Annotated in this window: 21 protein-coding genes and 2 pseudogenes; 7 read left to right on the forward strand and 16 right to left on the reverse strand. The window is 64.1% G+C overall.

The window, feature by feature from the left end:
* Positions 1-16: 16 nt before the first annotated feature.
* The 6 genes from HWE17_RS12165 to HWE17_RS12190 form a co-directional block, all read right to left on the reverse strand.
* Complete coding sequence (locus HWE17_RS12165; protein WP_176388969.1) at positions 17-271, reverse strand: DUF1272 domain-containing protein; 255 nt, start codon at positions 269-271, stop codon at positions 17-19.
* Positions 272-432: 161 nt separating this feature from the next.
* Positions 433-882: a VOC family protein gene (locus tag HWE17_RS12170; protein ID WP_176388921.1), complete on the reverse strand. Its 450-nt coding sequence runs from the start codon at positions 880-882 to the stop codon at positions 433-435.
* 53 nt (positions 883-935) lie between these two features.
* The gene (locus tag HWE17_RS12175) at positions 936-1,730 is read right to left on the reverse strand and encodes a hypothetical protein (RefSeq protein ID WP_176388922.1); all 795 of its coding nucleotides are present in this window, start codon (positions 1,728-1,730) and stop codon (positions 936-938) included.
* A gap of 135 nt (positions 1,731-1,865) precedes the next feature.
* Positions 1,866-3,008 (reverse strand): fimbrial protein, encoded by a 1,143-nt coding sequence (locus HWE17_RS12180; RefSeq protein WP_176388923.1) that lies wholly within the window; start codon positions 3,006-3,008, stop codon positions 1,866-1,868.
* A 92-nt stretch (positions 3,009-3,100) separates the two neighbouring features.
* Positions 3,101-4,225, reverse strand: coding sequence for a fimbrial protein (locus HWE17_RS12185; RefSeq protein ID WP_176388924.1), 1,125 nt, complete (start codon positions 4,223-4,225; stop codon positions 3,101-3,103).
* A 305-nt stretch (positions 4,226-4,530) separates the two neighbouring features.
* Positions 4,531-5,499, reverse strand: coding sequence for an IS1595 family transposase (locus tag HWE17_RS12190; protein ID WP_176388925.1), 969 nt, complete (start codon positions 5,497-5,499; stop codon positions 4,531-4,533).
* 142 nt (positions 5,500-5,641) lie between these two features.
* Here HWE17_RS12190 and HWE17_RS12195 point away from each other — a divergent pair.
* Positions 5,642-6,087, forward strand: a pseudogene (locus tag HWE17_RS12195) (SDR family NAD(P)-dependent oxidoreductase); the annotation flags it as partial.
* 167 nt (positions 6,088-6,254) lie between these two features.
* The gene (gene gstA / locus HWE17_RS12200) at positions 6,255-6,869 is read left to right on the forward strand and encodes a glutathione transferase GstA (RefSeq protein ID WP_176388926.1); all 615 of its coding nucleotides are present in this window, start codon (positions 6,255-6,257) and stop codon (positions 6,867-6,869) included.
* On the opposite strand, the gene panB is transcribed toward gstA, so the two are convergent.
* From panB to HWE17_RS12215, 3 genes are read right to left on the reverse strand one after another with little or no spacing between them, the layout of a single operon-like run.
* On the reverse strand, positions 6,866-7,693 hold the full coding sequence (panB, locus tag HWE17_RS12205) for a 3-methyl-2-oxobutanoate hydroxymethyltransferase (RefSeq protein WP_176388927.1): 828 nt from the start codon (positions 7,691-7,693) through the stop codon (positions 6,866-6,868). The genes gstA and panB overlap by 4 nt on opposite strands.
* 19 nt (positions 7,694-7,712) lie before the next feature.
* Entirely contained in the window at positions 7,713-8,159 is a 447-nt protein-coding gene (locus HWE17_RS12210; RefSeq protein WP_176388928.1) for a PaaI family thioesterase, read from the reverse strand.
* A gap of 36 nt (positions 8,160-8,195) precedes the next feature.
* Entirely contained in the window at positions 8,196-9,143 is a 948-nt protein-coding gene (locus HWE17_RS12215; RefSeq protein ID WP_176388929.1) for a DMT family transporter, read from the reverse strand.
* A gap of 109 nt (positions 9,144-9,252) precedes the next feature.
* Between HWE17_RS12215 and HWE17_RS12220 the strand changes: the two genes are divergently transcribed.
* The 5 genes from HWE17_RS12220 to HWE17_RS12240 all read left to right on the forward strand — a co-directional run bounded on the left by HWE17_RS12220 (position 9,253) and on the right by HWE17_RS12240 (position 13,580).
* Positions 9,253-10,038, forward strand: a complete 786-nt coding sequence (locus tag HWE17_RS12220; RefSeq protein ID WP_035818269.1) for a helix-turn-helix domain-containing protein — start codon at positions 9,253-9,255, stop codon at positions 10,036-10,038.
* 74 nt (positions 10,039-10,112) lie between these two features.
* Entirely contained in the window at positions 10,113-11,210 is a 1,098-nt protein-coding gene (locus tag HWE17_RS12225) for an acyl-CoA dehydrogenase (RefSeq protein ID WP_176388930.1), read from the forward strand.
* A 56-nt stretch (positions 11,211-11,266) separates the two neighbouring features.
* Complete coding sequence (locus tag HWE17_RS12230; RefSeq protein ID WP_225241008.1) at positions 11,267-12,133, forward strand: HDOD domain-containing protein; 867 nt, start codon at positions 11,267-11,269, stop codon at positions 12,131-12,133.
* 92 nt (positions 12,134-12,225) lie between these two features.
* Complete coding sequence (locus tag HWE17_RS12235) at positions 12,226-12,657, forward strand: hypothetical protein (RefSeq protein ID WP_034788152.1); 432 nt, start codon at positions 12,226-12,228, stop codon at positions 12,655-12,657.
* A complete protein-coding gene (locus HWE17_RS12240) occupies positions 12,654-13,580 on the forward strand; it encodes a DUF2145 domain-containing protein (protein WP_255206222.1) in 927 nt (308 codons plus the stop codon). Before HWE17_RS12235 ends, HWE17_RS12240 begins: the two co-directional genes overlap by 4 nt.
* Here the strand turns inward: HWE17_RS12240 and HWE17_RS28655 are convergent, their stop codons facing one another.
* The 7 genes and pseudogenes from HWE17_RS28655 to HWE17_RS12275 form a co-directional block, all read right to left on the reverse strand.
* The gene (locus HWE17_RS28655; RefSeq protein ID WP_035826983.1) at positions 13,581-14,174 is read right to left on the reverse strand and encodes a flavin reductase family protein; all 594 of its coding nucleotides are present in this window, start codon (positions 14,172-14,174) and stop codon (positions 13,581-13,583) included.
* Positions 14,175-14,183: 9 nt separating this feature from the next.
* A pseudogene (locus HWE17_RS28660) lies at positions 14,184-14,600 on the reverse strand (GNAT family N-acetyltransferase); the annotation flags it as partial.
* A 47-nt stretch (positions 14,601-14,647) separates the two neighbouring features.
* Positions 14,648-15,277, reverse strand: coding sequence for an NAD-dependent dehydratase (locus tag HWE17_RS12255; protein ID WP_176388931.1), 630 nt, complete (start codon positions 15,275-15,277; stop codon positions 14,648-14,650).
* Positions 15,278-15,316: 39 nt separating this feature from the next.
* Positions 15,317-15,700 (reverse strand): nuclear transport factor 2 family protein, encoded by a 384-nt coding sequence (locus HWE17_RS12260; RefSeq protein ID WP_176388932.1) that lies wholly within the window; start codon positions 15,698-15,700, stop codon positions 15,317-15,319.
* Between the two features lie 28 nt (positions 15,701-15,728).
* Positions 15,729-16,829, reverse strand: a complete 1,101-nt coding sequence (locus HWE17_RS12265; RefSeq protein WP_176388933.1) for an alkene reductase — start codon at positions 16,827-16,829, stop codon at positions 15,729-15,731.
* A 72-nt stretch (positions 16,830-16,901) separates the two neighbouring features.
* Positions 16,902-17,486, reverse strand: a complete 585-nt coding sequence (locus tag HWE17_RS12270; RefSeq protein WP_200880243.1) for a TetR/AcrR family transcriptional regulator — start codon at positions 17,484-17,486, stop codon at positions 16,902-16,904.
* A 59-nt stretch (positions 17,487-17,545) separates the two neighbouring features.
* A complete protein-coding gene (locus HWE17_RS12275; protein WP_176388934.1) occupies positions 17,546-18,826 on the reverse strand; it encodes an arsenic transporter in 1,281 nt (426 codons plus the stop codon).
* Positions 18,827-18,889 lie beyond the last annotated feature (63 nt).

Raw genomic sequence — 18,889 nt, forward strand, 5'->3', positions numbered from 1 at the left:
GAAAGCAACCAAACATTCAGCGCTTTGCCGCCTGTTCGCAACCGCTCTGCTTCAACACTCGCTCAGTGGTTGCAGGATTGTTGACGAGCTTTTCCAATGGCCTTCTAGGGCGTGTGACTAGCTCGCCTCCACAATTTGGGCACTTGTTTTTCAATAAGCTCGTAGTGCAATCACTACAGAAGGTGCATTCAAAGGAACAAATCCTTGCCTCGGTAGATTCCGGTGGCAAGTCCTTATCGCAGCATTCACAGTTTGGGCGTAATTGCAGCATCATTTTCCTTATGTTGTGGAACGACCGGTTTGGGCCGCTTGCCGTCGTTGACAGATTCTGCCCGATAGTAGACGCCTATAACGCATACATTCATCGTACCTTCGCGTCTTTCGCGCAGGCCTGCTTCGCTAACGGATGGACGCCGATCCGGTGGGATTGCCTCAAGATATCTTCTGCTCAAGCTGTTCGGCAAGCCCGATGAGGATTCCTTCCGGACCACGAATATAGCAGAGCCGGTACATGTTTTCGTACTGGACTACTTCGCCGACCAGCTTCGCGCCGCGTTTGACGAGCCGGACGAGCGTATCGTCGATATTCTCGACGGTAAACATGACGCGCAGGTAGCCGAGCGCGTTCACTGGGGCGTTGCGGTGATCGGCGACCACGGGCGGCGCGAGGAAGCGGGATAATTCCAGACGGCTGTGACCGTCCGGCGTACGCATCATGGCAATCTCGACGCGCATGCCGTGCAGTCCGGTGACGCCATCTGCCCATTCTCCTTCAACCGGGGCGCGCCCTTCGAGAACGAGACCAAGTTCGGTGAAGAATGCAATGGCGGCATCGATGTCTTCTACCACGATGCCGACGTTGTCCATGCGCTTGACTGTCATGTTGCCTCCTGGGTGTCTAACGTAGTCTGCAGTCAGGGAGAACGCGCGCCCCGCTACGGCAGCCGGTGCCGGAAAGTCGGCTCGATGTTGCGCGCATGCAGCCAACGGACGATGTCTTCCAGGCTGGCGTCCTGCAGCAGCAAGCCCGGCGCAGCGGCGGATGTTGCCACTGGCAATGTGACGGCGACAGGAGCGGGCACGGCGTCAAGCAGGCCCGCATGTCCCTGCAGCTTGGCAAGCGCTTGCGCGAATTGTCCCGGATTGATGCTGCGCAAGCTTTCCAGGAAACCCAGCTGGGCGGCGGGCGGCGGCGGCATGTCCAGGCCTGGCTCGTCAACAAAGGCGGCGCCCATGCTGGGGTGGATGAAGGCGGCCCACTTGCCCGTCGGCTGCAGGCACGGCGGCAGCGCCGCCTGTTCCACGTAGTCTGGCGGCGCGATAGCGAGGATGTCGGTCGATGCTGGCAGGAAAGTCGAGCGCAGCAATTGGACGAACTGGCGCGCCTGCGCGACGGGTACGGGCGTGGCCAGTGACAGCCACAGCTGGAACGCCGTGCCCGAGATGCTGACGGCGGGCGCCGGCAAGTCCAGCTCGTGCTGCACGGCGTTGGCGATCGTGCACAGCGCGCTCCAGTGCGCTTCGCCGCCGCCCTTGCCGCCAAACTCCAGCACCAGCGCGCGCGCCAGGCCGTGCTCGCTGACCAACCGCACCGCCAGCGTCTGCTCACCCGACAGATGATGGGCCAGCACGGCCGGCGTCAGCGCCTGCGCGCTGCCATCCGCCTCGACGTATTGCTGTTGCTCGTCGAACAGATACAGGCGGTTCAGTTCAGAAATCAGTTTGTGCATGTGCGGCTCCGTGATGACGTTGCGCAACACCTGCCAACGTCCCCGGATTATAGCCGAGCGCTTGTGTCCATTCCACACGCCTTCAGGCGGCGAGTCATGCCCCGCCTTTCTGTTTGATCGACCTCCCGCAGCAGCCTAGTCATAACTGATCGTGAATGTCGCCGAGGCGTTTGCCGGTCCCGGCGTCACCCTGCTGCCGGTCTGCAGGTAGCGGGCGCGCAGGGGGATGGAATAGCTGCGTTCGAAGTCGCTCAAGGTCAGGCCGCTGCTCTCCAGGCTTGCCAAGGACAGCGTACTAGTGGCCTGGGTGGCTATCTGCAAGCCAATGCCGGTGGCGGCGGAAGGACGGCCGGGGGCGCTGGGATCGAGGCTCAGTACGCCGTTGCCGAGGCTGATGGCCGTGCGCACGGGGTCGATGCGGTAGCGCAGGCTGTTCATTTCACGCACGCCCTTCGTTCCCGTGCCGCCCGGCGAGTTGCCGCTGTCCGACAGCCAGCTTGCAGCGGTCTTGCCAACTGTTCCATGGAACGCCGGGCAATCGTTGAGGCGTATGGCAAAATCCTTCCAGCCGCTGGAGCTGTTGATCCCGGTAAAATCCTTGGATTTATACGTGCCCATGGGCACCGTGACATCCGGCGTACTGCAGGTCCGCGAGACTATCTGCAGGTTGCCGGAGATGCCCATCTGGAAGCCCAGCATTCTGGCATCGCCGAAATTGCCGAACAAACTGACGATCGGCAAGGAGCTGCCGCTCAGCACCCCGGGTGTGACAGCCCCAATCTTAATCAATATCAATTCAAAATTGGCCGGCCCGGTATTGGTGTTCGAATCGGCAAAAGGAATAATGCAGCGATAGCCCGGCGTGCAAGTGCTCGGCTGCGAAGATGTCCGTCTGGGCAGCAGACCGCCGGTACTGTTGAACACAACCCCCAGCCCCTCAATGCTGGTTTTGTAGACTTTATTGGCATACTTCCCGGTGGACCAGGCGGCCAGGGCGGAGCTGGTATCCACCGTCAGCTCGGTAAACATCTGGAACGGAGCATACAGGCAGTCGAGTGTCACCGTCTGGCCGGACCGCGCCCTGTATGTCTGGCGATACACCTCCGTGCCCACCGGCACCTCGCGTCCGACGCTGATCGCCGATGTCTGAAAAGGCATGGTGCCTATTGCCGGCTGAACGCCGTACATGTAGCTACAGGTGATTGCTAAAGCCGGATTGGCGACCACCCACAGTAGCGCGACGGCTACCGCCGATTTGAGTAAAGAGCCGATATGCATGACGCGACCTTATCTATATTGATTGGTGCAACTGACGCAAGGGTCAGCATACAAGCCATTCTGCTGCGCGCCCTGGTGTTTCCTTAATGTAGTTATTCATAACTTATCGTAAACGTTGCCGACGCATTTGCCGGACCGGGCGATATCTTGCCGCCCGTCAGCAGGTAGCGTGCCCGCAGGGGAATGGAATAGCTGGTTTCGAAGCTACTCAGGCCCAGGCCGCCGCTCTGCAAGTTTGCCAGCGGCAGCGCGTTGCCGGCCTGGGTGGCTATTTGCAGGCCAATGCCGGTGGCGGCGGGAGGACGGCCTGCGGCGCTGGGGTCGAGGCTCAGCACGCCATTGCCTGCGTTGATGGGCGTGCGAACGGGATCGATGCGGTAGCGCAGGCTGTTATTGTCGCGGCTTACGGCGCCAGCCGTGCCGCTCGGTGACGTGCCGCTTTGCGATATCCAGCTGACAGCGGTGGTGCTCACTGTTCCATAGAACGCCGGGCAATCATTCAAGTTGATGGAAAAGTCCTTCCAGCCCGTAGCGCCGTTGATCCCGCTAAAATCTTTGGTTTTATACTTGCCCATGGGCACCGCGACATCGGGAGTACTGCAGGTCTTCGAGGCTATCCGAAGGTTGCCGGAAATGCCCATCTTGAAACCAAGCATTCTGGCATCGCCGAAATTACCGAACAGGCTGACGCCCGGCAGCGTATCGCCTCTCAGCACCCCGGGCGTCACCTCGCCTACCTTGATCAGCAGCAGTTCAAAATTGGACGGCGCGTCAAAAGGAACAATGCAGTTTTTGCCTGCCGTGCAACCGGTCCATGCCTTGCTTGACTGTCTGGGCAGCGGACCGCCGACACTGTTGAAGGCAATCCCCAGCCCAGGAAGGTTGGTGCTGTAGACTTTATTCGCATACTTCCCGCTGGACCAGTTTGCCAAGAGGAAGCCGCCATCAACCGTCAGCTCGGTATACTGTTGATACGGGGCATACAGGCAATCCAGTTTCACTGCCTGGCCGCTGGCCACTTTGAATGTCTGGCGATACACCTCGGTGCCCAACGGCACCTCGCGCCCGACGGTGATCGCCGACCCCTGCAAGGGCATGGCGCCCACGGCCGGCTGGATGCCATCCATGTAAGTGCAGGTGACCGCGAAGGCCGGATTGCTCACCGCCCACAGTAGCGCGACGGCTACCGCCGATTTGAGTAAATAGGCTATCTGCATAACGCAACCTTTATATATTGATGGATGCAACTGACTGTTGCCTTGGCGGCGTGGCAATCGCTCAATTGACTATTGCAACCGGTCCGTGACAACCGGGAACCGGGAATGTCCGGCACGCTGCAGGGAAGCATGCTTGCGCGCCAGCGCTACTGTGTTGTAGCGGGAAGAAGTGTATGGCCCCAACGGCACATGCCATATAGGAGCACTCCGAAAAGCGGATAAATTGCAAAAAAAATATGATCAAGCAAGCCCGGCGAAATCCGGCGACACTGCGGCAGCGATGCATGCAATGGCAAAAGAGTAGGCTATGTCACCGTCAAATGTGGGAATGCGCCCAGCGTTGCTTTCAATAATGTTTCCGGTGAGCGGATACGCCTGGCGTCGAGTATCCAGCGCCATCCCAGGTAGTTCGGCAGGTAGCGCGTCGCCACGCCATGAAACGGACCCAGCCATTGCCGCAAACGGCTGTGATAGGCATTGACGTTCTGCACATGGGCGGCGCCCTGCACGCGGATGCCGGCGCGCAAGTTGACGGCCTGGTGGCTGATGCCCGCTTCCCTCGCAAAGGCCCGGTAGGCGGCATGGCCATCAGTCACCAGCAGCACGTCCTTGTCGATGACAGGCAACAAGCAATGATGCAGCTGCGCTTTCGTCAACGTCCCTTTCCCCGTGACAAAATCGAGCGTCTGCCCCGTGCGGTCGCGTGCCACCAGGATGCAGACCTGTTCATTGGAAATGCCGCGCTTGTGGACATGGCCGCCCCGGCGGCGCGCCGGACGCGTCATGTTTCTGGATCCCTTTTCCGATTCCAGCAGATATAACTCGTCGGCTTCGGCAATGCCGTGCAAACCATGCGGTCTGTCCGTCTTTGCCAACGACAAAAACCGGTGGCGCCAGCGGAACGTCGTGTTGCGGTGTACGCCCAGCTGTAACGCCGCCTTGCGCACGGAATCCGATGCCAGCAGGTAATCGGCATAATCGAGCCACAGCGCCTTGTGGCGCAAGCGGGCCAGCGGCGTGCCCGTCAAGGCATTGAAGGTGCGGCCGCAGGACACGCAGCGGTAGCGCTGCAAACCGTGCGCATGGCCATGCCGGTGCAAGTGGTCTGAATGGCAGGCGGGACAGGCCAATCGCGGTTGGGCCACACTTTCTAGCAGCGCGACGGTCGCGTCTTGTGGAGAGTTGCCACGCAATAGGGCAATGCCTGCGTGCCGCTGGCGTTGGCTCAGCTGAGCAAACTGCGCAATCAAGGTGATCCATTCGGCTGGCCGCATGATCTGCTCCTGCAGGGTGGGTATGCAGAGTCAGACAGCACGGTCACAGGAAGATTCCGGCATTTCCCCTACTTGCCGATGACAGAGCCAAAGAGTATAGCCTTCCCAAGTGTTCATTTTCAGGCCAAAAGAAATCCTCTCCATGACATCCCGTACTTTTCTCGTCACTGGCGCGACACGCGGTATCGGTTATGCCATCAGCACCCTGCTGCATCAGCACGGCCACCGGGTCGTTGGCATCGCCCGGCATACTGAAGGCGTGGACTTTCCAGGCACCTTGGTGGCCTGCCACTGGGGCAGATCGACTTTGCCAACTTGCAGAATGTCTTCGATCTGAACGTGCGCGCCGCCATCCAGGTGACGCAGCAGTTCGTGGCGGCGATGAAGCAGCGCCGCTATGGCCGCATCGTGAATATCTGCAGCCGGGCCATCTACGGCAACGCGAACCGCACCGCCTATTCCGCGGCCAAAAGCGCCCTGGTCGGCTGCACGAGAACCTGGGCCCTGGAATTGGCCGAGCACGGCGTGACGGCCAATGCGGTCACGCCATGCCCCGTGGAAACGGAACTGTTCCGCCAGACCCGTCCCGTCGGACCAGCGCCACGATGGCGGTAGACTGCCCGGCGCCGGCGGCCATTTGAGCCAGCGCAAGCCTCCTTCGAGCGTGCACGGCCACTTGCGCGAACACGCGTTTACCGCGCGGCGGCGCAGGTCTATAGTGGCATCTTCCCCACCTTTTCAAGGACAGGATCGCCATGAAACTCTTTTATTCTCCGGGCGCCTGCTCGCAGGCGCCGCACATCCTCCTGCGCGAAACAGGCACGCCGTTCACCCTGGTCAAGGTCGACCTGGGCCAGCACCGGACGCAGGAAGGCGGCAATTACTATGAACTCAACCCGAAGGGACAAGTGCCGCTGCTGGCGCTCGACGATGGCACGACCTTGAGCGAAGGCCCCGTCATCGCCCAGTACATCGCCGAACGGGCCGGCAAGCAAGACCTGCTGCCGCCCGTGGGCAATCTGGCCCGCTACAAGGTGCTGGAGTGGCAGAACTACATCACGTCCGAGCTGCATAAATCGTTCAGTCCGCTGTTCGATTCCCGCATCGACGCCGCCACCAAGACATTGTTCATTGAGCAACTTGGCAAGAAATACAAGTGGGTGGACAGCCGCCTGGAAGGCCAGGACTACCTGACGGGCGACACGTTCACGGTCGCTGACGCCTACCTGTTCGTCATCACGGGCTGGGCGCCAGGCGTGGGCGTGGATTTGTCCGCACTGGCGAATCTGCAAGCCTTCCTGACAAGAGTGGCCCAGCGCGACAGCGTCAAGGCTGCCTGGGAAGCGGAAGGATTGGCCAAGGCGTCTTAAAAGCAGTGTTGCGGTGCAGGGAAAGACCGTTCCTTGACGGCGCCGACATAGGCCGTGAAGGCGCCGCCGATGCTGGCCTGCCCTGTCATGAAGTCGCGCACGAAGCGCGCCTTCTTGCCGGGAAACACGTTGAGCATATCGTGCATGACGAGGATCTGACCCGAACAATCGGGCCCGGCGCCGATGCCGATGGTGGGAATGGCCAGCAGTTCCGACACTTCCTTGCCCAGCGCGGCCGGGATGGCTTCGAGCAGCAATAGCGTGGCGCCGGCCGCCTGCAGGGCCAGCGCGTCGGCTTTCAAGACTGCCGCACTTTGCGCCGTCTTGCCCTGCACCTTGAAGCCGCCCAACTGATGTACGGACTGCGGCGTCAGGCCCAGGTGGGCGAATACGGGAATGCCCCGTACGGTCAGGAAGCGTACCGTGTCGCATAGCCAGCTGCCGCCCTCCAGCTTGACCATGTGGGCGCCCGCCTGCATCAGCTGGACGGCATTGGCATACGCCACTTGCGGCGTGGCATAGCTGCCGAACGGCATGTCGGCCGCCAGCACGGCCGTGCGGTTGCCGCGCGCCACGCTGGCCGTGTGATAAGCGATGTCGGCCACGCTGACGGGCAAGGTCGTGCCCTGCCCCTGCACCACATTCCCCAGCGAATCGCCGACCAGCAACAGTTCCACGCCGCAAGCGTTCATCAGGGTGGCGAAACTGGCGTCATAACAAGTCAGTGCGGCAATTTTTTGCCCCCTATCGCGCATGGCCAGCAAGGCTGGCGCCGTCAACGGTTTGCTATGCGGCAGGTGTTCATTGTGGTCTGGGGTGGGCATGTTCTCTCATTTCATGAAGTTACGTTTTTTCGGACTTGCCGTGCATCACCATGATGGTTTGCTGCATCAGCGCGCACAGGGTTTCCTTGCCATTGCGTACGGCAAACACTTCGGCTTGCGTAACGATCAGGGTGCGTCCCGGACGCACCACATTGCCACGCGCGATCAGTTTCTCGCCGTCGGCGGGCGCCAGCAGGTTCATCTTGTATTCCACCGTCAGCACGGACGCACCGTCCGGCACCATGGTCATGGCCGCATAACCGGCGGCCGAGTCCGCAATCATGCCCACCACGCCGCCATGCACGAAGCCGTGCTGCTGCTCGATGCCGCTCCAGTGCGGCACGTGGATTTCCGTGCTGCCATGCGTCACCACGGGCAGGCTGGCCTTGATCAAGGTCATGGCGTTCTGCAAATCAAAACTGGCGCGGACGCGATCGGCGAATTGCGGGTCAGGAAGTCGGGTCATCGTGGACTGCTTTCTCAAGTGAACTGGGGAAAATGATTACAGCTCCACTCTACCCTGCTTCTGACGCGCCGCGAACCGCAGCGTCAGCGGACCGCTTGCACTGACCAGCACGATGCCGGCCAGCACCAGCGCCGCGCCGATGAGAAAAGCCGTCGATACGTGTTCGTCCAGCAACATTGCGCCCAGCAGCACGCCGAACAGCGGCGTCAGGAAGGAAAAAATACCCAGGCGCGACGCCAGATAGCGGCGCAGCAAATGAAACCACGCCAGCAGGCTGGCAAACGAGACGACCAGGGACTGGAACACCAGGTTGCCGATCACCAGGGGCGTGGCCGCGAAGGCCAGCTGACCCAGCATTGCAGCCGCGCCCAGCAGCAGCACGCAGCCCGCCGTCAACTGGTACAGCACCACCTGCGTGACCGGCACCTGCGCCAGGCGCGAACAGCGCACCACCAGGGTCGTCGCGCCCCAGGCCGCGCCAGCGGCCAGGCACAGCAGATCGCCCAGCAAGCCGCGCGGGTCGGCCGGCGCGCCCGCTGGCGCAGCGCCAGGCACAAAGGCGACGACGATGCCGGTAAAGGCCAGCGCCACGCCGGCCCATTGTGGCGGAGCCAGGCGCTCCGACGCCAGCCTGAAATGCAGGCCCAGCGCCACGAAGAGCGGCCCCGTGTAGAGAAACACCACGGCATGCGCCGCGCTCGTATATTGCAATCCAGCCCCCAGCAGTAGGTATTCGAGCGCAAACAGGCTGCCGGCCAGCAAGCCAGGGCGCCAGGCGGCGCGCGCCGGCCCCAGATTTTCGCGGCGCGCCAGCATCAGCAGTATCACCAGCATGGCGGCCAAGCCCGAACGCAGCGCGATCTGCAGCACCGGCGCCATGTCATGCGCCACCGCCTTGATACCCACCTGCTGCAAACTCCATACGAGGCACAGCAGGGTCATGACGACCACCGCCTGCCCATCCATTGCCTTGCGCGTTTCCACAGTATTCCCTCAGCTAATCCGGAGCGGCTAGTATGAAGGGTGCGGCTTTTCTTGATATAGTGAGAATCCGACAGTACCTCGCGCAATACAGCCACCTGCAAACATTCCCATGTCCACTACCAGACACTTGCTGACAGCACCCTACAGCGGCGTCTTGCCCGCCCCCATCTGCTTTCGCAGCGCCGCCATGCCCGCTGCGGCCATGTATCCCAGCCACAGCCACTCCTGGGGCGAATTCGTGTATGCGCTTGGTGGCGTGGTGGAGGTGCTGGTGGCAGAAAAACACTACCTGGTGCCGCCCCAGTACGGCATCTGGCTGCCGCCGCGCGTGGCGCATACGGGACAAAATCGCCATCCCGCCTTCCACAGCTCGCTGTATGTGAGTGAAGCACTGTGCCGGGAGCTACCCGCCGCGCCATGCGCACTGGCCGTCACGCCCTTCGTGCGCGCCATGCACGAGCACTTGCACGCGCACCCGCCCGGCTTGCCGCAGACTATCCATGAAGAGCGCCTCTTGCATGTCTTGCTGGACCAGTTGGCACGCGCCACGCCCGTGGGCAGTTACCTGCCCAGCTCGGATGACCCCATGCTGGGCAAGGTATTGGCCATGCTCGACAGCAACCCCGGCGACCACCGCCCGCTGGCCGCGCTGGCGCAGGCCGTCAACACCACCGAGCGCACCCTGATGCGCCGCTGCCAGCGCGACCTGGGCATGAGCTTTGCCCAATGGCGCGCGCGCCTGCGCGTCATCAAGGCCATGGCCATGCTGGAAGCGGGCCAGACAGTCGAAAGCATCGCATTCGACCTCGCGTATGCCAGCTCCTCGGCCTTCATCACCATGTTCCGCAAGGTGACGGGCGAGACGCCGGACGAGTACCGGCGGCGCACTGCCTAGCCAAACCCGCCGCCCCCCCGCAAGCGTGCGCGCTGTGCGAAAATGCCCGCCTCTGCCATAGACGGACTTTGCCCATGCCGCACGCTGCCATTGATCTCCTTTTCGAACGCGACGCACGCCGCATCGCCCGCCACGCCCAGGCGGCTGATGCGGCCCGCTTCCTGCATCCGGTGCAGCAAGCCTTGCTGCACCGGCGCGGCTGGCTGACGATGCTGGCGCCGCGCAGCGCGGGCGGCGCCGAGCTGCCCTTGCCGCAAGTGGTGCGCCTGGAAGAAGCCGTGGCCGCCGTCGATGGCAGCATGGGCTGGGTGCTGACCCTGTGCGCGGGCGCGGGCTGGTTCGCGGGTTTCCTGGAACCTGAGCTGGCGCAGGCCATCATCGGCACGCCGCGGGTCTGCCTGGGCGGCAGCGGCGCGGCCACCGGCTACGCGGAGGAAGAAGGCGACGGCTACCGCATCACGGGCAGCTGGGACTACGCCAGCGGCGCGCCCATGGCGACCCACTTCACCCTGAACGCCCGGCTGCGGCGCGATGGCCAGCTCCTGCTCGATGACGAAGGCAAGCCGCGCATCCGCGCCTTCCTCGTGCCCGCCGCGCTGGTGCAGCTGCTGCCTTCGTGGACCAGCATCGGCATGCGCGCCAGCGCCTCGCACAGTTATCGGATCGACGGCCAGTGGATTGCCAAGGAACACGGTTTCACCATCGACGCCAGCGCCGCGACGGCCGGCGGCCCCCTGTACCGCTACCCTTTCTATTCACTCGCCTACGTGACCCTGGCCGCCAACGTGGCCGGCATGGCCGCGCATTTCATGCAACTGGCCGAAGAATGCATGCGCCACCGCCGCCACGCGCGCGCAGGCTTGCCGCTGCTGGAGGTACCGGAGGTGGCGGCCATGTTGCAAGCAAAGAAAGATGTTTACGCTGCCGCACGCACCCGTTTTTACGCCGTGCTGGACGACAGCTGGGCAACGGTGGCAGGCGGCGCGGCGCTTGACGCGGACGCCATGCAGGCCGTGCAAGAGCGTTCTCTGGAGCTGGTCGCCGTGTGCCGCGCGGCAGTCGATGGCCTGTATCCGTACTGCGGCCTGTACGCGGCCCGCGAAGACACGACCATCAACCGCGTGTGGCGCGACTTTCATACGGCCGGCCAGCATGCATTGCTGCTTCCCTGACAGGCGCATGGCTGAAAAGGCTGCCGGGCGCCATGCAGGCCGGATTGCCTGATACTATGGGAGCATTGCTACTTCCCGCTCCCCTACCCATGCACGTCAACACGCTCAGCAGCCTGGCGCAACTTTTGGCCAGCGCCGAAACGGAAACCCTGGCCTTTCCCACCAGCATCAATACGGCCCTGCTCCTGCAAAAGGAACTGGCCAATCCCGATTGCCACTCGGCCGACATCAGCCGGCTGCTGCTGTGCGAACCGACCTTGTCGGCGCGCGCCGTGGCGCTGGCCAATTCGGCCCTGTTTGCGCCCGGCCAGTCGCCCGCCATCACCAGCGTGCGCGCCGCCGTCGAGCGGCTGGGCCACCGCAACCTGTATGCGCTGGCGACGGCGGCCGTCATCCGCCAGCTGAACGCGGGCATCCGCGACGAAGCCTTGCGCGCCCGCGCCACCCAGCTGTGGGCGCACACCGTGCACGTGGCGGCGCTGGCGCATGGCCTGGCAGGCGCCGTCACGCACACGGATGCCGATACGGCCCTGTTCGCCGGCATCGTGCATGAAGTGGCCGGTTTTTATTTGCTGGCCCAGGCCGACAAGACCCCGGGTCTGTACGCCCACCTGGAAACGCAGATGGCGTCCGCCCTGGAAGTGATCGGCCGCGCGCTGATGCGCCAGCTGGGCGTGCCGCTGCAGGTAGCCGATGCCGTCAATACCTTGCCCGGCTCGACCATCATGCTGCCGCCCGAGGGCTTGCGCGACACCCTGCTGCTGGCCAAGGCGCTGGCGCCCGTGCCTTCGCCGCTGCCGCAGGCCGGCATCACCATCAGCGCGCCGCTGCAAGCGTATCTGGAAAATGATCCCGTGCTGCAGGCGCTGCGCACGCAACCGTCGGCCGAAGCGAAGGGCCTGATCGAGGTACTGCTCAGCTGATGGCCTATCTGCTATGATGGCGCAGGCCGGAATGGATCCGGCCTGCTTTCATTGACGTCCACTGGAAAACTGCCTTGACTACCTCCTTACGCATGCTCGGCCTGGCCGCAGCTCTGACCATGGCGTGCAACGCCAACGCCGACAGCTTCGTTTCCTCGGCCTCCAGCGCCGGTTCCCAGTCGAGCGGCAGCATTTCCGATTCGCTCAACGGTTCGAGCAACAGCTCCTCGCGCGACAACAAGGTGGCCAATGGCCCCTACCGCATCATCGACGTGGCCGCCGTGCCCGGCCGCGACGGCATGACGCGCCTGACCATGCAGGCCGACGCCACGGCAACGCCGCTGGTGCTGGACTTGCCGCAAGCGGCGCTCGACAAGCAGCAACTGGCGCAGGGCGACGTGGTGCATGCGCAAAACCGCGCCTACGGCATCGAATTTTCGCGCAACGACACGCGCGCCGCATTCTTCCTCGTGCTGGCCGACGACTGGTACGGCGAAATGGCCACGCGTCCCGTCAGCCTTTGATTCGTTTTCTCCTGCGCCGCCCGGCGCTGCTGCTGGGCGTTTGCGCCCTCGTCGGCGCCGGCGCGGCGCAGGCGGGCACCTCGCTCGCCTCCTCGCGCTTTTGCGACCGCGCGCAGGAACTCACGGCCACGGAACAGGACCGCCTGTTGCGCTTTGCCGCCGTCGTGCGCGAAGAACTGGCCGCCAGCGAAGGCAGCGTGGCCCTGATCAGCCGCTCGGGCCTGGACCTGGCCCGCTTCGGCATCCGCTATTCGCATGCGGCGCTGGCCTGGCGCCACGACAATGACAGCGGCTGGTCCGCGCGCCAGCTGTACTACGCCTGCGACGAAGGCCGCCCGCGCATCTTTGACCAGGGCACGGCCGGTTTCGCCATGGGCACGGAAAATCCCGCGCTCGGCTACATCTCCCTCGTGAAACTGCCGGCCGAAACCGTGCCGCCCCTGCGCCGCGCCCTGCTCGACCCCGTGCGCGTGCAGCAGTTGCTGGCGGGCCGCTACAGCGCCAACGCGTACGCCTTCAATTTGAAATACCAGAACTGCAATCAGTGGGTGGTGGAAATGCTGGCCGCCGCCTGGGGCGAACTGGCGGCCGGCGGCGACTTGCGCGCGCGCGCCCAGGACTGGCTGCGCGCCGCGCCCTACGCGCCCGCCGCCGTCGACGTGGGTGCGCGCTGGCTGATGCTGGGATCGATCTTCGTGCCGCTCGTGCACATGGACGACCACCCGCCGGAAGCCATCGGCACGATGCAGCTGGCAGTGAGCCTGCCGGCCAGCCTGGAAGCGTTCGCGCGCCAGCGCCTGCCCGCCAGCGAACGCGTGGAAATCTGCCACGACGGCAAGCAGGTGGTGGTGCACCGGGGCTGGGATGCGATCGCCGACGGCTGTATTCCAGGCGCGAACGACAGGGTCATCGCCCTCGACTGATCATTTGTCCGCGTCGAGCGCTTCGCCGATCGCATAAAAGCGCCCGCCGGCGATGTAGTGCAAGCTGCGCCACGATGGATCGGCATCCTCGAAATGCCAGTGCCCGTCGCGGAACACGCGCGTGTCGGCCCAGGCGCCCACCACTTCGCCAATGAACAAATCATATGCCTGCTGGTTGTGCGGCTCCGGCAGCAGGCGGCAAGCCAGCCAGGCCGAGCATCCGGCCACGAACGGCAGATCAAACCCTTCCCGATGGAACAGCCCTACCCCGGCGCGCGCCAGTTTATCGGGCTGCGCATCGAGGCTGTGCGTGCCCACCGCATGCGTGAGCTGCAACTGCGCCGCCGTCGGCACCTGGATGACGAAGCTGCCGCTGCCTTCGACCAGCGCGCGCGTGCGCGTGGCCTTGTCCAGCACCACGGTCAGTTTGGGCGGCGCGAAATCGAGGGCGCAAGCCCACGCGGCGGCCATCACGTTGTCGATGCCCGCATGGCGCGCCGAAACGAGAATAGACGGGCCGTGATTGAGCAGCCGGTAGGCTTTTTCCAGTGGCACGGCGGCGATGTGGTCCCGTTCATTTAGCGACAGCAGCATGTCCCACTGGTCGATGCCGGGCCCGAAGCCGTCCGGCGTCACCTTGACCGGTTCAAAGCCGAAGCGCGCATAAAAGGCCTGCGTGTGCTGGCTGGTATGCATGCTCACCCTGGCCACGCCCGGCACGGTGCGGATGGCGTCCAGGCGCGCCTGCGTCAGCACGCGGCCCAGACCCTGACCGTGCATATCCCGCGCCACCATGCCCCAGCACAGGCTGGCCACCGTGCCGCTCGCATCGAGCGCATGGCCGCCGCAGGCGACGACGCGTCCGTCGCGTTCGATGACCAGATAAGGATGTGTCGAATTTTCCAGCCAGGCGACAAAGCTGGCGCGCTCGGACGGGTCGAAAAAGCGCGGCGTATTGCCGTCAAAAAGGGCCAGGCAGGCGTCGCGGTCGCCGGCCTGGTAAACACGTACTGTCTGCATTGTCTGTACTCGCAAGTAGATGATCGGGAATTATACGGGCGGCGCGTTCAAACCAGCTGCTCCGGGCTGACGACGTGCACGCCCGGCGCGCTGGCCAGCGCCGCTGCCAGCAAGGCGCTGGCGATGCGTGGCGCGGGATTGATGCGCCAGCGGCGCGGCAGCACGGGACCGAGCACGCGCAGCAGGCGCAAGGCGGCGCCCTCGCCCGCCCGCGCCACGTCGCGTTCGCCGCCGATCAGACCGGGACGCACGTGCGTGAGCGAACCAAAACCCAGCGCTTCCAGGTCGCGTTCCAGCTCGCCCTTGACGCGGTTGTAGAAAAAGCGCGAGGTGGCGTTGGCACCGGCGGCGGAATTGAGCGCATACGTGCGCGTGCCGGCCGCCAGCGCCAGGCGCGCCGCGGCCAGCGGATAGTCGTGGTCGACCCGCCAGAACGCCTGCCGTGTACCCGCCACCTTCATGGTCGTGCCCAAGGTGCAGATGACGGCGTCCGCCTGCCACCAGGGCGCGTCCGCCGGCAAGCGGTCGAAATCGACGAGCGGCGCATCGAGCTTGGGATGCGCCGGCAAGGGCTTGCGCACGGGCGCGACGATGACCGTGACGCGCGCATCAGCCAGCGCCAGGCGCAGCACTTCGCGGCCCACCAGGCCCGTGGCGCCTATCAGTATCAGTTTCATTCCTTCTCCCGCATACACTGGACGCCACACGATACAGTATCAGGCGCCCGCGTGCGTGTGATAGATCTTGCTGACGATGGTCCACTCGCCCTGCACCTTGAGCAGATTGAAAAAGTCGGTGAAGCAGAAGCCCGAGATGTCGTCCGTATCGACGCGCGCGCTGGCTGCCGTGCCCACGATATCGACGCGCACGATGGCCGCCCTGGCCTGCGGCGATGGGCGGAAGGCGCTGTCGATGATCTCGAACAGGCCCTCGATGGGCCCGCCCGTCAGTTGATCGTCGCCATCGACGCCGAAAATGGTGGCCTCGCTGCTGAAGGCCGGGCGCATGATGCTGCTGTCTGCCTGCGCCCCGCCTGCATTGTATTGATTCAGCACGGCGACGATGGCCTGGTAATCCTGCACGTAAGTGGTGGTGTTCATATTGCGCTCCTTGGGGTGGGTGAAAAAATCAGGACTGGCTGGCGGGCCAGTCGGTGTAGCCGACGGCGCCGCCGCCGTAATACGCCGCGCGCGGCGCCACGGCCAGCGGCACGCCATGGCGCAGGCGCGCCACGAGGTCCGGGTTGGCGATGAAGGGACGGCCAAAGGCCACCGCATCGACCTTGCCTTGCGCGCGGCGCGCCTGCGCCAGCGGCAAATCGTAATGGTTGTTGCCGATGTAGGGGCCGGTGAACAGCGCGCGCAGCGCGTCGAGATCGACGCCATCTGGCACGTCGCGCGAGGTGGCTGTGGCGCCCTCGACGAAGTGCAGGTAGGCCAGAGCGTGGCGGTTCAGTTGCTCGATCAGGTAGCCATAGGTGGCCATCACATCGCTGTCGACAGGCGTGTTGCCCGCGTCGGGCGTGACGGGCGACAAACGGATGCCGACCCTTGATGCGCCCCACACTTGCACCACGGCGTCGGTCACTTCCAGGGTCAGCCGCGTGCGGTTGTCGATGCTGCCGCCATACGCATCCGTGCGCCGGTTGGTGGAATCGCGCAGGAACTGGTCGAGCAGGTAGCTGTTGGCCGAATGCACCTCGACGCCGTCGAAACCGGCGCGCAGCGCGCATGCGGCCGCATGCGCATACTGCGCCACGATACCAGCGATTTCCCGCGTTTCCAGCGCGCGCGGCATCGATACGGGCTGCATGCCGCTGGCCGTGTAGGTGCTGCCTTCGGCCCGGATGGCGGAAGGCGCGACGGGTGCGGCGCCGCCGGGCTGCAGGCTGGCGTGCGAAAAACGCCCCACATGCCACAGCTGGCAAACGATCTTGCCACCGGCCGCATGCACGGCATCGGTCACCAGCTTCCAGCCCGCCACCTGCTCGTCCGTCCAGATGCCCGGTGTCATCGCATAGCCGCGCGCCTGGGGCGAGATATTCGTCGCCTCGCTGATGATCAGGCCGGCGCTAGCCCGCTGGGCATAGTACTCGGCGTGCATGGCGTTCGGCACGCCATCATCGCCCATGCGGCTGCGCGTGAGCGGCGCCATGACGATGCGGTTGGCCAGGGCCAGCGCGCCCAGGTCGACTGGAGAAAATAGATCGCTTTCATGCTGTTCGGTCATCGTACTGCTTTCATATTGTGCGAGAGGTCAAAATAACTGACCGGTCGTCTAGTTAATGGTTAAAAAAAACGGCTAGGACAACAGCCGTTGCGTGGTCGACATGGCAGCGTCGAACGGTCCGCCGTTCCTGGCCACCTTGACCATCAGCGAAGCGCCCAGCCACAGCTGGTACAGCGATTCGGCCAGCACGCGCGCCGGCGTCGCCGCCGCCACGGAACCGTCGAGGTGGCCCGCTTCGATACACTGCGTCAGGCGCTCCAGGATGGCGCCCGTGCCCTGCTGCAGCACGGCGCCCATGTCCACGGACAGGTCGCACACTTCGGCGCCCAGCTTGACCACCAGGCATTTGCCTTCCGGCGCGCTGCCGGCCTGGGTGGCGCTCCAGTAGTCAAAATAGGCCAGCAGGCGCTCGCGGGCATTGCCCGGGCCGTCCAGCAAGGCGTCAACCGTCTGCAGATAGGTGGTGAAGTAATCGTCGAGCAAGGCTTGCCCAAACTCTTCCTTCGACTTGAAATAATAGTAGAACGAGCCTTTCGGCACGCCGGCCGCCGCCACCAGTTCCGCCAGGCCCACGGCCGTATAGCCCTTCTCGGCCATCAGGGCCTTGGCGATGTCGATCAGGTGCTGGCGCATGTCAGCGGAAGATTTTTTGCTCATGCGGCCAGTATAGCAAAAAATCTGACCGGTCGTCTAGTAAACTATCCCCTGCTGCGCCATCACCCCAGGCGCAGCGCCAGCGCGGCCAGGGTCACCAGCAGCACGGGCACCGTCAGCACGATGCCGACGCGGAAATAGTAGCCCCAGGAAATGTGGATGTTCTTGCTGTCGAGCACGTGCAGCCACAGCAAGGTGGCCAGGCTGCCGATGGGCGTGATCTTCGGTCCCAGGTCGCTGCCGATGACGTTCGCGTAAATCATCGCTTCGCGCACGGCCCCCTGCGCCGTCGTCGGATCGATGGCCAGCGCGCCCACCAGCACCGTCGGCAGGTTGTTCATCACGGAAGACAATAACGCCGTCAGCACGCCCGTGCCCATGGCCGCGCCCCACACGCCGTACTGCGCGAAGTGGTTCAGCATGCCCGTCAGGTAAGCCGTCAGGCCCGCATTGCGCAAGCCGTACACGACGAGATACATGCCCAGCGAAAAGACGACGATCTGCCACGGCGCATGGCGCAGCACGTGGCGCGTGGAAATCACGTGGCCCTTGCCGGCCACGGCCAGCAGCAGCGCCGCGCCCACGGCGGCGATCAGGCTGATGGGCACGCCCAAGGCTTCTTGCGAGAAAAATCCCACCAGCAGCAGCGCCAGCACCAGCCAGCCGGCGCGGAAGGTGCCCGGGTCGCGGATGGCGGCGCCAGGCTGCTTGAGCTGCGTCACGGCGTAGTCAGTCGGAATATCCTTGCGGAAAAAGATCAGCAAGGCCGCCAGGGTTGCCAGCACGGCGACAACGTTGACGGGCACCATCACGGCAGCGTACTCGGCAAAGCCGATCTTGAAGAAATCGGCCGAAACGATATTCACCAGGTTCGACACCACCAGCGGCAGGCTGGCCGTGTCCGCAATAAAACCGGCGGCCATCACGTAGGCCAGGGTGGCCTTGGCGGAAAATTTCAGGGCGCGCAGCATGGCGATGACGATGGGCGTCAGGATCAGCGCGGCGCCGTCATTGGCGAACACGGCGGAGACGAGCGCGCCCAGCAAGACCAGCAGCACGAACAGTTTGCGTCCGCTGCCGCCGCCCCAGCGCGCCACGTGCAGCGCGGCCCATTCAAAGAAGCCGGCCGCGTCGAGCAGCAGGCTGATGATGATCACGGCAACAAACGTGCCGGTGGCGTTCCAGACGATATGCCAGACGACGGGGATGTCGCCCCAGTGGATCACGCCCGCTAGCAAGGCGACACCAGCGCCGATGACGGCGCTCCAGCCGATGCCCAGGCCGCGCGGCTGCCAGATGACGAGGACTAATGTGGTGAGAAAGATGAGGAAAGCGGTGAGCATGAGGTCCCGTTCGTTGCGGCATCGCGGGCACCATGCGCCGCAGCCATTGAATATCAACAATAA

The organism is Janthinobacterium sp. BJB401, assembly GCF_013372745.1.
GTDB classification, from domain to species: Bacteria; Pseudomonadota; Gammaproteobacteria; order Burkholderiales; family Burkholderiaceae_D; genus Janthinobacterium; species Janthinobacterium rivuli.

What these genes read in the sequence shown, in the direction of transcription:
- HWE17_RS12165 (WP_176388969.1), bottom strand. Translation starts at nt 271, where the DNA reads ATGCTGCAATTACGCCCAAACTGTGAATGCTGCGATAAGGACTTGCCA.
- HWE17_RS12170 (WP_176388921.1), bottom strand. Translation starts at nt 882, where the DNA reads ATGACAGTCAAGCGCATGGACAACGTCGGCATCGTGGTAGAAGACATC.
- HWE17_RS12175 (WP_176388922.1), bottom strand. Translation starts at nt 1,730, where the DNA reads ATGCACAAACTGATTTCTGAACTGAACCGCCTGTATCTGTTCGACGAG.
- HWE17_RS12180 (WP_176388923.1), bottom strand. Translation starts at nt 3,008, where the DNA reads ATGCATATCGGCTCTTTACTCAAATCGGCGGTAGCCGTCGCGCTACTG.
- HWE17_RS12185 (WP_176388924.1), bottom strand. Translation starts at nt 4,225, where the DNA reads ATGCAGATAGCCTATTTACTCAAATCGGCGGTAGCCGTCGCGCTACTG.
- HWE17_RS12190 (WP_176388925.1), bottom strand. Translation starts at nt 5,499, where the DNA reads ATGCGGCCAGCCGAATGGATCACCTTGATTGCGCAGTTTGCTCAGCTG.
- gstA (WP_176388926.1), top strand. Translation starts at nt 6,255, where the DNA reads ATGAAACTCTTTTATTCTCCGGGCGCCTGCTCGCAGGCGCCGCACATC.
- panB (WP_176388927.1), bottom strand. Translation starts at nt 7,693, where the DNA reads ATGCCCACCCCAGACCACAATGAACACCTGCCGCATAGCAAACCGTTG.
- HWE17_RS12210 (WP_176388928.1), bottom strand. Translation starts at nt 8,159, where the DNA reads ATGACCCGACTTCCTGACCCGCAATTCGCCGATCGCGTCCGCGCCAGT.
- HWE17_RS12220 (WP_035818269.1), top strand. Translation starts at nt 9,253, where the DNA reads ATGTCCACTACCAGACACTTGCTGACAGCACCCTACAGCGGCGTCTTG.
- HWE17_RS12225 (WP_176388930.1), top strand. Translation starts at nt 10,113, where the DNA reads ATGCCGCACGCTGCCATTGATCTCCTTTTCGAACGCGACGCACGCCGC.
- HWE17_RS12230 (WP_225241008.1), top strand. Translation starts at nt 11,267, where the DNA reads ATGGGAGCATTGCTACTTCCCGCTCCCCTACCCATGCACGTCAACACG.
- HWE17_RS12235 (WP_034788152.1), top strand. Translation starts at nt 12,226, where the DNA reads ATGCTCGGCCTGGCCGCAGCTCTGACCATGGCGTGCAACGCCAACGCC.
- HWE17_RS28655 (WP_035826983.1), bottom strand. Translation starts at nt 14,174, where the DNA reads ATGCTGCTGTCGCTAAATGAACGGGACCACATCGCCGCCGTGCCACTG.
- HWE17_RS12255 (WP_176388931.1), bottom strand. Translation starts at nt 15,277, where the DNA reads ATGAAACTGATACTGATAGGCGCCACGGGCCTGGTGGGCCGCGAAGTG.
- HWE17_RS12260 (WP_176388932.1), bottom strand. Translation starts at nt 15,700, where the DNA reads ATGAACACCACCACTTACGTGCAGGATTACCAGGCCATCGTCGCCGTG.
- HWE17_RS12265 (WP_176388933.1), bottom strand. Translation starts at nt 16,829, where the DNA reads ATGACCGAACAGCATGAAAGCGATCTATTTTCTCCAGTCGACCTGGGC.
- HWE17_RS12270 (WP_200880243.1), bottom strand. Translation starts at nt 17,486, where the DNA reads ATGAGCAAAAAATCTTCCGCTGACATGCGCCAGCACCTGATCGACATC.
- HWE17_RS12275 (WP_176388934.1), bottom strand. Translation starts at nt 18,826, where the DNA reads ATGCTCACCGCTTTCCTCATCTTTCTCACCACATTAGTCCTCGTCATC.